At 63.3% G+C, this 15,914-nt stretch carries 9 protein-coding genes; 5 read left to right on the forward strand and 4 right to left on the reverse strand.

Translation table 11 applies throughout. The features are described 5' to 3' along the window. Window positions 1-92: 92 nt before the first annotated feature. The 4 genes from IRI77_RS19980 to IRI77_RS19995 are packed head-to-tail and all read right to left on the reverse strand — an operon-like array spanning window position 93 to window position 5,381. Window positions 93-1,484: a tyrosinase family protein gene (locus IRI77_RS19980; protein WP_194446787.1), complete on the reverse strand. Its 1,392-nt coding sequence runs from the start codon at window positions 1,482-1,484 to the stop codon at window positions 93-95. Continuing rightward, complete coding sequence (locus IRI77_RS19985; protein ID WP_194446788.1) at window positions 1,481-1,807, reverse strand: hypothetical protein; 327 nt, start codon at window positions 1,805-1,807, stop codon at window positions 1,481-1,483. Before IRI77_RS19985 ends, IRI77_RS19980 begins: the two co-directional genes overlap by 4 nt. A 36-nt stretch (window positions 1,808-1,843) precedes the next feature. After that, a complete protein-coding gene (locus IRI77_RS19990; RefSeq protein ID WP_194446789.1) occupies window positions 1,844-4,828 on the reverse strand; it encodes a protein kinase domain-containing protein in 2,985 nt (994 codons plus the stop codon). Next, window positions 4,806-5,381 (reverse strand): ECF-type sigma factor, encoded by a 576-nt coding sequence (locus tag IRI77_RS19995; RefSeq protein ID WP_194446790.1) that lies wholly within the window; start codon window positions 5,379-5,381, stop codon window positions 4,806-4,808. Before IRI77_RS19995 ends, IRI77_RS19990 begins: the two co-directional genes overlap by 23 nt. Before the next feature lie 199 nt (window positions 5,382-5,580). Between IRI77_RS19995 and IRI77_RS20000 the strand changes: the two genes are divergently transcribed. From IRI77_RS20000 to IRI77_RS20020, 5 genes are all read left to right on the forward strand, one after another. After that, the gene (locus IRI77_RS20000; RefSeq protein ID WP_194446791.1) at window positions 5,581-7,113 is read left to right on the forward strand and encodes an acyl-CoA carboxylase subunit beta; all 1,533 of its coding nucleotides are present in this window, start codon (window positions 5,581-5,583) and stop codon (window positions 7,111-7,113) included. Between the two features lie 20 nt (window positions 7,114-7,133). Then, window positions 7,134-9,122: an acetyl-CoA carboxylase biotin carboxylase subunit gene (accC, locus tag IRI77_RS20005; RefSeq protein WP_194446792.1), complete on the forward strand. Its 1,989-nt coding sequence runs from the start codon at window positions 7,134-7,136 to the stop codon at window positions 9,120-9,122. A 142-nt stretch (window positions 9,123-9,264) separates the two neighbouring features. After that, a complete protein-coding gene (locus IRI77_RS20010) occupies window positions 9,265-12,678 on the forward strand; it encodes a TonB-dependent receptor (RefSeq protein ID WP_228486225.1) in 3,414 nt (1,137 codons plus the stop codon). A 215-nt stretch (window positions 12,679-12,893) separates the two neighbouring features. Beyond that, entirely contained in the window at window positions 12,894-13,244 is a 351-nt protein-coding gene (locus tag IRI77_RS20015; RefSeq protein ID WP_194453734.1) for a PadR family transcriptional regulator, read from the forward strand. After that, window positions 13,244-15,886, forward strand: coding sequence for an ABC transporter permease (locus tag IRI77_RS20020; RefSeq protein ID WP_194446794.1), 2,643 nt, complete (start codon window positions 13,244-13,246; stop codon window positions 15,884-15,886). The genes IRI77_RS20015 and IRI77_RS20020 overlap by 1 nt, the downstream gene beginning before the upstream one ends. Window positions 15,887-15,914: the final 28 nt, after the last annotated feature.

Genomic DNA, 15,914 nt, shown 5'->3' on the forward strand with positions numbered 1-15,914 from the left:
CAGGATAGTCAAAGCGAGTTAAACAGAAGATAAATGCCCGGGTGCGAGGACGGCCGGCAACCGTGTGACTGCCGGGGAAGAGCTGACGTCCTTCAAAGGATGCTGGAAGCGAAGCTGCTGTTGATCCGGAGGCTGGCTCCGATTAGGACGAGATCGGTCCATTTGGAGTTGGCGGGGGCGCCGGATGGCCGGTAGACGAGGCGCAGGGTTTTCCAGTCGAGCTTCAGTTCGGGTTGTGCGAAGGCGCGCAGGGTGGCGAGCTTGAACGGGAGGGCGATTTGGAGGGTTTGCGGAGCGGAGTCCGCGCAGGCAAAGACTGAGAATGCGCCTAGGATGATCGGATCAGCGTTTCCATTCGCAGGCTTAATTGCCACCTGATAGAGGAATCCCGGGTGGGCGTCGGGCACCTGCACAGTCACTTCCAAGGGAGACAAAGCCTCCAACCAGGCAGGTGGAATGGTTACCGTGTCGATCGAATTGGAGAGCACGCTGATTCCCGAGGCCGCCTGTGCGATGACCCTGGCGACAGCAGGGGGCAACTCAAGGGAGCCATCGGACACGCGAAGTTGCGTCACGACGCTCCGGAACAGGTCGAGCGAGGGAGGTTTGTAGGTATAGCCCAACTTCTCAGTGGAGAGAAAGTCTTTCGCCTTGACCCGGACGTGGTTGGCATTCTCGTCGTAAAAACCGAAGACCTGTTCATCCCAGTTCTTCTGGAGTGCGGGGTCTGGCTGACTCTGATAGAAACTCCGCCACTGCTCCCAAAGACGGTCGACGTTTGCATGGTGGGCGAAGAAGAGGGGGTCGCGGGCCGCGGTTTCCAGATTGCCGAGATCGCCGCCCACCGCGGTGTGAATGCGGATATGAGGGCCATCAGCGGCCGCACCAGCGGTTTTCGGCCCGCCGCAGAACTCCGCGAAAGATGGGTTCCCTAACCAAGCCCTGACGCCGTCCCGATTGGCGGCTTCCTGAATCTTCGGGGGATCATTCCAATTCGCCTCTCCCCGCATGACTTGCGCTCCATTGGCGTATATGTCCGGAATCGTCTGGACGTTCTCCCAGTCCCAGACTGGAAGCCGGAAGTCCGGTTTCCCCAAGAGCTTCGCGAGGATACGTTCATGGAAGTGCAGGAATGCGCGATGCCATGGCAGGAAGGCCCAGTTGTCATGAACACCGAGTATTTTGCACGCGTGCCCATGGAGGGCGGCGGTGGAACAGCGGCCGCGAGCGTCCTGGCAGTCGTGCCAGCGCTGGTAGGCAGTCCGAAGATCGGTCAGATACTGCTTGTCCTGATCGCCAAGCTCAGACGCGAGCCGGCGCTGAAGCACGGCGAGCTTAGGAGGCGACTTGTAGCTCCTGGCCCGGCCTTCCGGCGGAGACGGCGCCAGACCAGGTTCCAGGCACACCTCTGGCGGTTTCGCCGACAGGCGCACCTGCGCCGCGGACCATGCCGCGGCGCCGAGGAAGGCGCGCCGGCCGATCACGATGGAAGCTCCAAGGGCAAGCTATCCATGGCCTGGAGGATCAAATCGAGTTCTGCTCTCGAAGGGCAGGGGCCACCGCCATAGGGCCCCATCTCGGCAGCAAAAGCCTGCCGGATCGCCTGCGGATTGGTGTTCAGTTGTCCGTGGAAGATCAACTGGTTCCAGTTCACGCCGTTGGCCTCTGCCTCAGTGAGCGGTATGCGCGCCGCAACCGAATCCCTGATCTGGTCCGGTGTGGGCGCCGCGGATATAGACCGGCGCAGTTCTGAGTCGAATGCCAGCCCCATGGCGATGGCCAGGGCTTTGCCTTTGCTAAGTGCCATATTCACCTCTTGCGTTGTTGATTTTGAACGACGGACTTAATCCCAGCGGGGCAGCGACGGTGCGGAGAGGCCGGTTTTGCCCCGATCACGGTCTAGAAACTCACGTGCCTGGCGCACGAAGGCGATTTCGTTGTGATCCGCGTGGAGCCAGTAGTAGGCGGGCGCCGCGGCGAGGGCGGCCACCCAGCGGCGGGCCAGTTCCAGGGCTCCGGCGCGTACGGCGATCCGTACGGCATTGGCGGGCCAGGTCCAATCCCAGGGGTCGCGCAGATTGCGGACCAGTTCGAGCGCGGCGGCGTGACTGCCGCGCGCGGAGAGGATCTCTGCCTGCAGGCAGTGGGACCGATAGAGAAACACCGGCCATTTGCCGCACTCCGGCCAGCGGGCGGCCAGGGGTGAGTCCGGCAGCGGATTCAGACAGGCCTGGGCCGCATCAGGATCGCCGGCCCGGGCGAGCACGGCGCCGAGTTCCATTCGCAATTGCTGTCCCGGCTGTTCGGCCAGGGCCTGGAGGCACAGACGGCGGGCCTCGCGGGCGTCGCCTTCAGAGAGTGACAACTCAGCCAGCTTGCGCGTTTTGCCCAGGGAGTCGTCCTGCGGACGGCCGGTGCGGCGGTCGAAGTCGAGGCCGTGCTGGAGTGCGGCGCGGGCGGACTGGAGGTCGCCTCGCTCCGCGTGGAAGCAGGCCTGGAGCGTGAAGGCCTTGCTCTGGAACTCCTCGGAGCCGGCGCTCATTCGAGCGAGCGCGGCTCGCAGGGCGGCTGCATCCTGCCGGGCGAAGGCGAGGGCCGAGGAGAGCTGATCGGTCCAATCGCGGTTGAGAATGCGGCTTCCTGCCTCATTGCCGCGCTGGGCCTCGGGGAGCCGGTTGAGGGCGAGGAGACAGATGCCGCGGCCGATCAGGTAGGCGTAGGAAGCGGGCTCGATTGCGAGGGCACGATCATAGGATTCGAGAGCCTGCGGCCTGCGGCCGAGGCGGCTGAGGGCGGCGGCGCGATAGTAGAGCGGCAGGGCGTCGTAGGGGAACTCGAGGGCGTAGCGATAGAAGGTGCGATCAGCGGCATCGTTGTTGCCGGTGTCGAGCGCGAACAGCCCGCGCATCCGGTAGGACTCGCGATCGGAGAGATTCTTCCGCGAGAAGAGTTCGGCGGCCCTCAGGTAAGCGGCCATGGCGTCGTCGCGGTGCCCTCCCGCCAGAAGGAGGTCGGCGAGGCGACCGGCGGCCAGGGCGAACTCAGGATCAGCGGCGAGGGCGGCTTCGAGGTGGGCTTGGGCGGCGGCCAGGGGGGAGCGGTCGATCACCGGGTTGCGTCCGGACCGGGCGGCGGACCAGGCGTCCTGGGCGGCCATGTATTCCGTGAGCGCATTCCAGGAAGGAGTGGTGAGTTCCTCGGGCGTGGGACGAGGGACGGCCAGATCCTCGCGGCTCTCGCGGAGAACGCTGTTGCGCACCCAGAGGGCGGCCTGGCGCGCGATGGCGGAGGGGGTGGCGTCCAGCGGAAAGGACTCTTTCCAAATACCGGCGGGGGCCTGGGGTGAAGCGCCCATCAGCTCTACTTCAACTTCGAGGATGGGCCGGCCAGTGAACGTGGTGAGGCAGCGGCCGCCCAGCAGCAGCGCGGCGCCGGCGCGCATGGCCACCTGCCGGGCCTCGGCCCGGTCGCCCGGCGCGCCAGAGAGGCCCATGCGCTGCCTGACGGAGCTCACACGCTCCGGTGGCAGCAGGCGCAGGATGGCGGAGTTGTCGAGCTGTCCGGCGAGGAACAGGTCGAGGACTTTGGCCTTGCGTGCATCGGGTGCGTCTGTGATGGGAGTGAGCATCGCCTGAGGAGCCCTGGGCACTGGTGGGCTCTTGTCCTTGTAGCGTAACCAGAGGGCAAAAGAGGACAAAATTCCAGCCGAAGCGGTGCCGAGGACGAGCTTCCTGCGGGAGAAGACGCGCGGCCGGAGCGGCGCGGCGAGGCTGGAGTTCAGGGCATGCAGAAATGCGGAGGCCGAACGGATGCGGTCAGAGGGGGTGCGGGCCAGGGTCCTGGCGAGCAGATCGTCCCAGGGACGGGCCAAGTCTGGACGGGCATCCCCCAGGCGGGGCGGAGGCTCAGTGAGCCGGCGGACCGCGGTGCGGATGAGAGATTCCGTGGGCCAGGGGCGGTGGCCGGCGAGCATCTCGAAAAGTACGATGCCCAGCGCGTAGACGTCGACGGCGGGGGTTAGGGGCGCACCGCCGAACTGCTCCGGGGCCATGTACTCCGGAGTTCCCCCGATGGATGCGTCGCGCAGGGTGGGCTCCGCCAGGTGACCGAAGGCGGTGGCCAAGCCGAAATCGGTAATGACGACGCGTTGGCGCCCGGCGGCGTCGGGGATGAGGTGGATGTTGGCGGGTTTGAGATCGCCATGAATGATGGAAGCGTTGTGCGCCGCTTCGAGCCCGGAGGCCAACTGTGCGGCGATAGCGAGGACTTCCGGGCTGGGCAGGGCGCCGCGCTGTTTGAGGCGTTCCGCCAGGGTCTCGCCGGCCAGCAGCTCCATTGTGAAGAAGAGCAGGGGGCCTGACGGTCCCGCCGTGTGGGTGAAGACATCAAAGACCCGGCAGACATTCGGGTGGCTCACCTTGCGGGCCAACCGGATCTCCTGGCGGAAGCGCTCCACCATCTCGGGTTCCGAGCGCCAGACCGAGCGAACCAGCTTGAGGGCGACCTCTTCTTCGAGCAACTGATCGGAAGCCCGGTAGACTTCGCCCATGCCTCCGTCGGCGATGTGCGCGGTGATGCGGAACCGGTCACAGAGGAGGGATCCTGGTTCGAGCCGCGCCGCAGTGGCGAACGGCGCCGGCGAGGTCTCGAGGAAGGTGCCAAGACGGTCGAAGCCATCGAGTAGGCGGAAGACACTTTCGGCAAGGGAAGGGTCGGAGGAGCAGCGGTCGAGGACAAATTCCCGGCGAGCGCGAGGAGGCAGCTCGATGGCTTCGCTGAAGAGAAGTTCGGCTGACTCGTTCCGGCTAAGTGGCGGCCGGGGTGCCATCGATTGCTCCTTTGAGCCGGACTCGGGCCACCTGCCACTCCCGGCGGGCGGTGCGGGAAGAGATCCCCAGGACGGCGGCGGCCTCTTCGATGCTGTAGCCGGCGAAGTAGCGCAGTTCGACAATCTGGGCCTGGCGGGGCGCGCTGGCGGAAAGTTGCTCGAGGGCGCGGTCGACGGCGAGGATCGTATCGGCGTCCTGCTGGCGGGAGATCAGATTCTCCTGCATTTCGACCTGGACCTCGTCTCCGCCTCGTTTGGCGGTGCGGCGGGCCCGGGCATGATCGACGACGATGCGGCGCATGACGCGCGCGGCGAGGGCGAGGAAATGATTGCGGTTTACAATCTGCAATTCCGCACCAGCATTGAATCGAAGATAAGCTTCGTGAACCAGGGCGGTGGGACCGAGGGAATTGCCCGCACGTTCGGAGCGGAGGCAGGAGAGGGCGAGCTGATGGAGGCGTTTGTACAGCAGGTCGAAAAGGGTGCGCTCGGCGCTTTCGTCGCCGCGCTGCCAGTCCTGTATGAGCCGCGTGATTGCTGGATCCGACTGCATGTTTCCGAGGCGCCCGCCGTGTGTGATCGATTATAGCTAGGCCATTTGGACCGAACAAGCGACGGGGCAGATAAATGCGGCCTGGCTGCCGCCAGGAAACTACTGATCCATCAGGGATTTCCGCCGCCAGACAGGTGCGTGCGAGGCGGCCGGGCGAGTGCGGTTCATTCGAGCTATGGTTTTGGGGGAGAATTCCTGAATGGAAGATATCATTCGCCAGCTGGATCTGAAGCGGGCCGCAGCTCGGCTCGGCGGCGGCGAGGCCCGGATTGCGGCGCAACACGCCAAGGGCAAACTGACAGCACGAGAGCGGATCGAACTGCTGCTGGATCCCGATTCGTTTGAGGAGTGGGACATGTTCGTGGAGCACCGCTGCACGGACTTCGGGATGGCGGAGCAGCGTGTGCCGGGCGATGGCGTGGTGACGGGCTACGGCACGGTGAACGGGCGCGTCGTGTTCGTTTTCAGCCAGGACTTCACGGTGTTCGGCGGATCGCTGTCGGAGTCGCATGCGGAGAAGATCTGCAAGATCATGGACCACGCGATGAAGGCGGGGGCTCCGGTGATCGGGCTGAACGATTCCGGCGGGGCACGGATCCAGGAAGGCGTGGCGGCCCTGGGCGGGTATGCGGATGTCTTCCAGAAGAACGTCCTGGCATCGGGAGTGATTCCACAGATCTCGCTGATCATGGGGCCCTGCGCGGGCGGCGCCGTGTATTCACCGGCGATCACGGATTTTCTGTTCATGGTGAAGGACAGCTCGTACATGTTCGTGACCGGGCCGGACGTGGTGAAGACGGTGACGCACGAAGAGGTGACGGCCGAGGAACTGGGCGGGGCGGTGACGCATACGTCAAAGTCGGGTGTGGCGGACCTGGCGTTCGAGAACGATGTCGAGGCGCTGATGATGGTGCGGCGGCTGATCGGGTTCATTCCGTCGAGCAACCGGGAGAAGCCGCCGACGGTGCCGCCGTTCGATCCGACAGACCGGGTGGACCACTCGCTGGACACGCTGGTGCCGGACAACCCGAATCAGCCTTACGACATGAAGGAACTGATCGAGAAGACGGTGGACGACGGCGACTTTTTCGAACTGCAGCCGGATCACGCGAAGAACATCATCATCTGTTTCGCGCGGATGGACGGTCAGACGGTGGGCATTGTGGCGAACCAGCCGATGGTGCTGGCGGGGTGCCTGGACATCAAGTCGTCGATCAAGGCGGCGCGGTTCATCCGGTTCTGCGACGCGTTCCAGATTCCGGTGATCACGTTTGTGGACGTGCCGGGGTTCCTGCCGGGCACGGCGCAGGAGTTCGGCGGGATTATCAAGCACGGCGCGAAGCTGCTGTATGCTTACGCGGAGTGCACGGTACCGAAGGTGACCGTGATTACGAGGAAAGCCTATGGCGGGGCGTACGACGTGATGGCATCGAAGCACCTGCGCGGGGATGTGAACTTTGCGTGGCCTTCGGCGGAGATCGCCGTGATGGGCCCGAAAGGGGCGGTGGAGATCATCTTCCGCAAGGACATCGGCGATGCGGAGAAGATCGCGCAGAGGACGGAAGAGTATCGGGAGAAGTTCGCAAACCCGTTCATCGCGGGGCGGCGCGGCTTCATCGACGATGTGATTATGCCGCATGAGACAAGGCGCCGCATCTGCCGGTCGCTGGCCATGCTGAAAGACAAAAAGCTGGAGAACCCGTGGCGGAAGCACGGCAACATTCCGCTGTAGTTGAAGGGACAGGACCAGCCATGTTTACAAAGATCCTAGTAGCGAATCGCGGCGAGATTGCATGCCGCGTGATGCGGACGGCGAAGCGGATGGGCATCCGGACGGTGGCCGTCTACTCGGAGGCGGACCGGCGCGCCCTGCATGTCAAGATGGCCGACGAGGCTGTACTGATCGGGCCGGCTCCGTCGAAGCAATCGTACCTGTGCATGGACCGGATTATCGCGGCATGCAAGGCGACGGGTGCCGGGGCGGTGCATCCGGGATACGGGTTCCTTTCAGAAAACGCGGAGTTTGCGCGGCGCCTGGAGGAGGAAGGCATCGTCTTCATTGGCCCGAAGGCGTCCTCGATTGAGGCGATGGGCGACAAGATCGCTTCGAAGAAGCTGGCAATGAAGGCCGGCGTGAGTACGATTCCGGGCTATGCCGGCGTGATCCAGGATGCGGACGAAGCCGCGGCGATTGGGGAGCGGATCGGCTATCCGGTGATGATCAAGGCATCCGCCGGCGGCGGCGGCAAGGGGCTGAGGGTCGCCTGGAACGCGGAAGAGGCGCGCGACGGGTTCGTTTCGTGCACGACGGAGGCCCGGAATGCGTTTGGCGACGACCGCGTGTTCCTGGAGAAGTTCATCGAAGACCCGCGGCACATCGAGATTCAGGTGCTGGGGGATGCGCAGGGGCAACTGGTGTACCTGTGGGAGCGCGAGTGCTCGATCCAAAGAAGGCACCAGAAGCTGATTGAAGAGGCGCCTTCGCCGTTCCTGGACGCGGCTACGCGGCAGGCGATGGGCGAGCAGGCGGTGGCGTTGGCGCGAGCGGTGAACTACCAGAGCGCAGGCACGGTGGAGTTCGTGGTGGGCCGGGACCGGCAGTTCTATTTCCTGGAGATGAACACGCGGCTGCAGGTGGAGCATCCGGTGACGGAGAAGGTGACGGGGCTCGATCTGGTGGAGTGGATGATCCGCGTGGCGGCCGGCGAGCCGCTGGGTTTCAGGCAGGACCAGATCCGGATGGATGGCTGGGCTATGGAGTGCCGGATCAATGCGGAGGACCCCTTCCGCAACTTTCTGCCGTCGGCCGGGCGGCTGGTGAAGTACAGGCCGCCGGCGGATTCAGCGGGGGGCGTGCGGGTGGATACCGGCGTCTATGAGGGCGGCGAGATTCCGGTGCACTACGACTCGATGATCGCGAAGCTGATCGTGCATGGAGCAACCCGCGCAGAGGCCGTGGGGAAGATGCGGAGCGCGCTGAACGCGTTCTACCTGAGGGGCGTGTCGACCAACATCGCGTTCCAGGCTGCATTGATGCAACATCCGCGGTTTCTGTCAGGCGACTTCCACACGGGGTTTCTGGCGGAGGAGTATCCACACGGTTTTCACGCGGCGGATGCGCGGCCCGAGGATCCCGCGTTTTTGGCGGTGATTGCAGCGGTGGCGCGGCGGCGGTACATCGACCGGGCTGTGCAGATCAGCGCCCAGACTCGCGGCCTGCAACGGCGGGTGGGCACGGATTGGGTGGTAATGATCCAGGACGAGAGCTATGCCATCCATCTGAAGCCCGTGGACGGGGGCTATGAGGGACGATACGGGGACAAGACGTATGTCGTGCTGTCGGACTGGCGCTTTGGCAGCCCCGTATTCCAGGGGATTTGCAATGAGATACCGGTGTGCCTGCAGTTGGAGCGGATCGGACTGCGATTCCACATTGCCTACAACGGGGTGGCAGTGGATGCGATTGTGATGACCGCCCGGGCGGCGCAGCTTCTGTCGTTGATGCAGGCAAAACCGAAGCCGGACTTGTCGCAGTTTCTGCTCTCACCCATGCCGGGGCTGCTGACGCACCTGGCGGTCGAGGTGGGCCAGGAGGTGAAGGCGGGCGAGCGGCTGGCCGTGATCGAGGCGATGAAGATGGAGAACGTGATCAAGGCCGAGCATGATGTGGTCGTGGACGAGATTCTGGCTCGCAGCGGTGAGAGCGTGGCCGTGGATCAGCCCATCCTGAAGTTCCGCTGAGAGCCCACGCGCACGATACGGCGATGGCGCGGAGGTCATGGATTTGAGATCCATTGACACCGGTGCTTACTCCTGTTAGGTTCCCTGTCGGCTGGGTGGAGGCGACTCCACCGGCCGGGGTTCGTACGGAGGCTCATCGCTTATGACAAGTTTAAGAGGTCGTAATCTCTTAATTTTGACGCTGGCATGCCTTGTTTTGCTGCCATCCACAGCGTCCGCGCAGGTCACGGCGGGAACGATCCTAGGCGCAGTCCGGGATGGGAGCGGCGCCGCGGTACCTGGAGCGACGGTCGTCGTGAAAGAGGTATCGAAGGGCACCAGTGTTGAGTATCAGACAAATGAGGATGGCGCCTATACGGCACCATTCCTTTCCCCTGGCACATACACAGTGAACGTGCAGAAGGCGGGTTTCAAGCCACAGGCGACGCCGCCCTTCGAACTGCAGGTGGATCAACGGGCGCGCATGGATTTCACGCTGAATGTGGGTGACGTCACAGCCACGGTGGAAGTGACCGCGGCGGCTCCGCTGGTGAAGTCGGACAGCGCCGAGTTAGGACAAGTCATCACGGAGCGCCCCATCCGGGAGCTGCCGTTAAATGGCCGCAACTTCGCGCAACTGGTGTATCTGGCACCCAACGTGACGCCGGGACAGCAGGGTGAAAACCTCTCGGGCGCGAGCTCTTTCAATCCGCGCGGCGCCTCGAACTTCAATGCACTGGGCAGCCAGGCGAACATGAACGCGTGGCTGATCGACGGTATCGACAATAACGAATACACGTTCAATACGGTGATCCTGCAGCCGTCGATTGAATCCGTCCGCGAGTTCAAAGTACTGACGGGCAGCTTCTCGGCGGAGTTTGGCCGGGGCGCCGGCGTGGTGTCGGTGTCGTCGAAATCCGGAACGAACGAACTGCACGGCAATGCCTTCGAGTTCCTGCGGAACGATGTCCTGGATGCCCGCAATTACTTCAATCCGAAGTCGCAGCTGAAGCCGCCTTACCGGCGCAACCAGTATGGGGTGGCGGCGGGCGGCCCCATTGTCCTGCCGAAGATCTATGACGGTAAGAACCGAAGCTTCTTCTACATGGATTACTTCGGGATGAAGGAGCGCAAGGGCCTGACGTTTGTGAACACGGTACCGACAGCGGCAAATCGCACAGGCGACTTCAGCGGCTTCACGGACACGAGCGGCAACCTCATCCGGATCTATGATCCGCTGACGACCAGGCTGAATCCGGCCTACGATTCCACCAAGCCGGTGAGCACGACAAATCCGCAGTTCCTGCGCGACGCGTTTGCCGGAAACGTCATTCCTTCGGCGCGGATCAATCCGGTGAGCGCCAACGTGGCGAGCATATTCCCGCTGCCGAATGGCTCGGGCAATTTCAATAACTACACGTCCAGTATTCCCCGCACTGTGGACGACGACGGCTTCAACGTCCGTGTGGACCACCAGATCACGGACAAGGACAATTTCTTCGCGCGGTATAGCTATGAGACCTACCGCCTGAGTGCTCCGCAGGGGCAGGCGAACTGCTGCCTACCGACACCAGCGGCCGCGGCCAGCAAGTTTGAGCTTGGACCATACGTGGCCGGCCTGCAGGTGACGGACCTCACTACGCAGGGCATGGCGATCAACGAGACGCACGTGTTCCGGCCGAATATCGTGAACGAGTTCCGCGGCGGGTTCGCGAAGACCAATCCGTTTACGCGGCAGTCTGACTTCGGACGCAACGCGGCGACGTCGCTGGGCATCACCGGTGTGAATGTGAGTTCCTACAGCTCGGGCATTCCGAACATCAACATCACCGACTTCACCGGCCTCAGCGGCGGCCCGTCGTTCCTGCCGGCCAATCCGCGGGAGACGCACTGGCAGGCGGAAGACGGAGTTTCCTGGACTCTCGGCCACCACCAGACCAAGTTCGGCTACCGCTATGTCCGGCGCATGACGTCGACCTATACGGGACCTTCCGGGGGCGGCCCGCGCGGCGACATGACGTTTGGAAAGAACTTCACGAACGATCCTGTTACCAATACGCAGGGCACCGGGCTAGCCACCATGCTGGTGGGCTACATCAGCGGCGGATCAGGGCGCAGTATCCTGCTGGAGCCCTACTATGCAACGGCGCAGGATCACAGCTTCTATTTCCAGGACGACTGGCGGATCAACTCGAGGCTGACCATCAACATGGGGTTGCGGTATGACGTCTTCGTGCCCGACGTGGAGATCCGGAACCGGCTGGTGAACTTCGACTTCACAAATTTGAAGCTGGCCTATGCAGGTGAGGATGGCATCTCCACCGCCGTCGGAAAGGTGACGCGGAAGGGCAACATTGGACCACGCATCGGCGTGGCGTACAACCTGGGCGGCGGGAAGACCGTCATCCGGGCGGGCTTCGGACGCACGTACTTCCCTGTAAATCCGTCAGGCTCCAACATGCTGGGCGAGCAGGTGCCGTACACCATCTCACAGGCGCCGTTCGGCAACATTGCAACTAATCCGGTGGATTACACGGTGATCCCCACCATCGCCAAACCGTTCCCGGCGATCACCGTGGTCAAGCCCAAGACCACGGCAGAGCTGAATGCAGCGAATCCTGTCGTGCTGGGCCACGGCTTTGCGAATGAGACACCCTCCATGAACACGTTTACGTTCAACATCGAGCGGCAGTTGACCAGCACGATGATGGCGGAAATGGCTTATGCCGGCAGCGTCGGCTCGCACATCACGTTCGGCTACAACGCGAACGAGATCCAGCCGGGCACCGGTTCGAACGCCTCGCGCCGGCTGCTGCAGCCGCTCTCGAACGTGGCCACGATCAGCATGTTCGACCCGCGCAACTCCTCCTCTTACAACGGAGTGTCCGGCAAGCTGGAGAAGCATTTCTCCCACGGGCTCCAGTTCCTGGCAGCGTATACGTATGCCAAGAGCCTGGACTTCGGCGGGTCGGCGGCCAGCGGCGGCGGGTCGGTGGGTGGCCCCCAGACCATCACCAATATCCGGGCCGGCCACGGTCCTTCGGGCTTCGACGTCAAGCACCGGCTGGTGGCGAACTATCTGTACGAACTGCCGTTCGGAAAAGGCAAGAAGTGGATCTCGAACGGGCCACTGACGTGGCTGGCCGGCGGCTGGAATCTGGCCGGCATCACCACTATTTCGACAGGCCGTCCGTTCTCGCTGTCGCTGGCGAGCGGCGTGAATAACGGTGCACCTAGCTGGCCGAACCGCCTCGCCAGCGGCAAGCTCGACAACCCGGACCGCGCGAAGTGGTTCGATGCCACTGCCTTCGCGGCCCCTGCGCCGAACACCTATGGCAACGTGGGACGCGGCGCGCTGTATGCGCCCGGGCTCATCAACTGGGATATGTCGTTCATCAAACGCACCATGTTTAAGGAGCGTTATGGATTCACCTTCCAGCTGGATGCGTTCAACATCACCAATACGCCCGCCTTCGGCTTCCCGAATGCGAGCATCGGTTCGCCGACCGTGGCCCAGATCACGTCGACGAACTCAGACAATCGGGACTTGCAGTTCGGAGTGAAGTTCCAGTTCTAGGGTCGAATGGCCAGGCTCCGGAGGCGTTTCCCGAGCCTGGCCCTCTCCATTTCTCTCCCGCCTCCACCTTCCTCATTTCCCATACTTGTAAACTCTTGCCGCGGACTGCTATCCGCTGCCTCACCTAGAACGTCGAGTGGAGTATGCTCTCACATAGAACTTCTAGGTGAAGGAGATCGCTGTTGTCGCAAGGTAAAAAGCCGGATAACCGGGAGATGGTACAAGGCACGCTGGATATGCTGATTCTGCGCACGCTTGTTGGTGGACGGGCGCACGGGCACACCATTGCGCAGATGATCGAGCAGTCGTCCGATGATGTGCTGCAGGTGGAACAGGGCTCCCTGTACCCTGCCCTGCACCGACTGGAGGATCGAGGCTGGGTGGCTTCGTCATGGGGAACGAGTGAGAACAACCGGACGGCACGCTTCTATGAATTGACGAAGGCCGGGCGCCAGCAACTGACGAAAGAGGCCGACCGTTGGCGCGCGATGGCCGATGCGATTGGCCGTGTGCTGGGTGACTTCGGCCAGCGGAACCGCCGTAAGCCGACGGAGAGCGAAGGCTGATGTCACTGCGCCGGTTCGTGCTCCGCAGGCGCTGGGACGAGGAACGGTCGCGGGAACTTGAGGCCCACATCGACCATCTCACTGACCTGCATGAGGCCCAAGGCATGAACCGCGGCGAGGCCCGGCGGCAGGCGTATTTGCGGCTAGGCAATCCGACACGAATCAGGGAAGACCTTTACGAGATGAACACACTGACACTGCTCGACTCCCTCTGGCGCGACTTCCGCTATGCGGTGCGCACACTCTCGCGGACGCCGTTTTTCGCGGCGATCGCGATTCTGGTGATGGCGCTGGGCATTGGCGCGAACTCTTCGCTGTTTACGGTAGTCCGGTCAGTCCTGTTGAAGCCGCTGCCGTTCCCGGAGTCGGAGCGGCTGGTGTCGCTCTATGGCCGCAGCATCAAGGGAGAGACAGTTTACAACGTCGTGGCGTCCGGCGATTTCCGTTCCTGGCAGAAACAGACGCACGGCTTCGAGAGTATGGCGATCTGGAAGAACCAGCGCTTCAACCTGTCAGGCCAGGGGAACCAGATGCCCGAGGTGGTGAATGCCATCGCGAGCTCGTGGGAGTTGCTGGCAACCCTGGGTGTGCAGCCCGCCTTGGGGCGAGGCTTTACGGCGGAGGATGACCAGGTGCAGGCCGCGCCGGCGGCGATGCTGACATGGAGCCTTTTCGAGCGGCGGTTTGGCGCGGATCCCTCGATCCTGGGACGTACGGTCCTGCTGGACGCGAAGAGTTACACGGTGGTGGGTGTGCTGCCGAAGTGGCTTGCCTATCCGGATGTGCGGACGCAACTCTGGGTGCCTTACTACCACGTGGTCTCACGAGATGACGCGGAAAGCCATGGAAACCATATGTCGTCGGTGGTGGCGCGGCTGAAGAGGGACGTGACTCCGCAGGCCGCCATCCAGGAGCTGAACGCGCTGCAGGAGCGGATCCATCAGCAGTATTTGACCATTCCCGTCTCAAACGGGGCGGATATGCGCCCGCTGTTGGAAGACCTCTCGGGGAATTTCAAGCAGCCGCTGTATGTGCTGCTGGCGGCTGTGGGCTGCGTCCTGCTGATTGCGTGCCTGAACGTGGCCAGCCTGCTGGTGGCGCGGACAGCGTCACGCCGGCGCGAGGTGGCGATCCGGGCGGCGCTGGGCGGCACACGCTGGCGTCTGCTGCGGGAACACATGATGGAGAGCCTGGTGATTTGCGGCGCGGGCGGAGCACTGGGTCTCGTTTTGGGCAGTTGGGCGACAACCTGGCTTCAATCGGAACGGAAGGATCTGCCGCAGATCAATGCCATCACGGTAGACCTTCCCGTGATCCTGTTCGTGCTGGGCATCACTGCGTTGACAGCGGGGATCGCGGGCCTGCTCCCGGCGCTTTCGGCCACCAGCGAGAAGGTGATGGATGCGTTGAAGGATGCCTCGCGCTCAATGGGCGCGAGCCGTGCGCGGACGACGCTGAGGAAGTCGCTGCTCGCCGTGGAAGTCGCGCTGACGGTGATGCTGTTGGTGGGCGCCGGCCTGTTGCTGAAGGGATTTCTGCACTTGCGCGGTGTGGACCTGGGCTGCGAAACGGACAACATCCTGACGATGCGCTACGCGCTGCCGAAGTCCGGCTATGGGGACCAGGACAGGCTTACCGCCTTTCATGCGTCCCTGCTCGGCCGGGTGCGGCAGATGCCGGGAGTCGAGTCGGCCTCACTGGTCTCCGTGGTGCCGGGCGGAGGGTACTGGGGCGACAACATGTTCGAGATTCCCGAGCATCCTCCGCTGGCGCAAGGCGATCACGTGTTTGCGCTGTTCCGCTCCATCGATCCGGCCTACTTTCGGACGATGCGGATTCCCCTCAAGAAGGGCCGTTTCTTTCGCGATGATGAACGCACCACGCACACGCGGGTGGTGATCATCAACGAACAGATGGCCAGCCAGCACTTCCCGGGTGAAGATCCCCTGGGCAAACACCTGCGCTTCCTGGACGATTCAGAACCGAACGGGCAGAAGGACTACGAGATTGTCGGTGTAGTGGGCAATACGCGGCACCGCCTGGGCGCCGACCTCAAATCGATGATGTTCTTTCCCGTGTACGCAGACACACAAGGCGACAACCGGTCAGTCACCCTGGTCATACGGGCGAGGCATAACGTGGAAAGCCTGGCGTTACCCGTGCAGAAACTGGTGACGCAGATCGATCCAAACCTTCCGGTTTCCGACGTGCTGACGATGACGCAGATCATTGGAGAGTCGACGACCACCGCCAGCTTCAACGCCATTCTGGTGCTCGCGTTCGCGGTGCTGTCGCTGCTGCTGGCCAGCGTTGGACTGTACGGAGTGCTGTCGTATCTGGTGGCACAGCGCAGTGGCGAGATCGGGATCCGCGTCGCGCTGGGGGCCGGCCGGCAACAGGTGCTGAGCCTGGTGCTGATCGACGGCTTGGGTCCGGCGGCCATGGGACTGGCCCTCGGCTTGGTGGGGAGCCTGGCCGGAGCACGCCTGCTGCAGTCGATGCTCTACGGCGTGAGTCCGTTCGATTCGGCCGTCTTCGGCGGGGTAGTGCTGCTGCTGGCGATGGTCTCGTTCGCGGCAAGCGCGGCGCCTGCATGGCGGGCGTCACGGCTGGATCCGCTGAGAGCGCTGCGGATGGAGTAGGGCGGCCTGACTCATGATGGGATTGTCC

This window comes from Paludibaculum fermentans (assembly GCF_015277775.1).
Lineage (GTDB): Bacteria > Acidobacteriota > Terriglobia > Bryobacterales > Bryobacteraceae > Paludibaculum > Paludibaculum fermentans.

Excerpts from the sequence above, each read along its gene's own strand:
- IRI77_RS19985 (WP_194446788.1), bottom strand. The coding sequence starts at position 1,807 with ATGGCACTTAGCAAAGGCAAAGCCCTGGCCATCGCCATGGGGCTGGCA.
- IRI77_RS19990 (WP_194446789.1), bottom strand. The coding sequence starts at position 4,828 with ATGGCACCCCGGCCGCCACTTAGCCGGAACGAGTCAGCCGAACTTCTC.
- IRI77_RS19995 (WP_194446790.1), bottom strand. The coding sequence starts at position 5,381 with ATGCAGTCGGATCCAGCAATCACGCGGCTCATACAGGACTGGCAGCGC.
- IRI77_RS20000 (WP_194446791.1), top strand. The coding sequence starts at position 5,581 with ATGGAAGATATCATTCGCCAGCTGGATCTGAAGCGGGCCGCAGCTCGG.
- accC (WP_194446792.1), top strand. The coding sequence starts at position 7,134 with ATGTTTACAAAGATCCTAGTAGCGAATCGCGGCGAGATTGCATGCCGC.
- IRI77_RS20010 (WP_228486225.1), top strand. The coding sequence starts at position 9,265 with ATGACAAGTTTAAGAGGTCGTAATCTCTTAATTTTGACGCTGGCATGC.
- IRI77_RS20015 (WP_194453734.1), top strand. The coding sequence starts at position 12,894 with ATGGTACAAGGCACGCTGGATATGCTGATTCTGCGCACGCTTGTTGGT.
- IRI77_RS20020 (WP_194446794.1), top strand. The coding sequence starts at position 13,244 with ATGTCACTGCGCCGGTTCGTGCTCCGCAGGCGCTGGGACGAGGAACGG.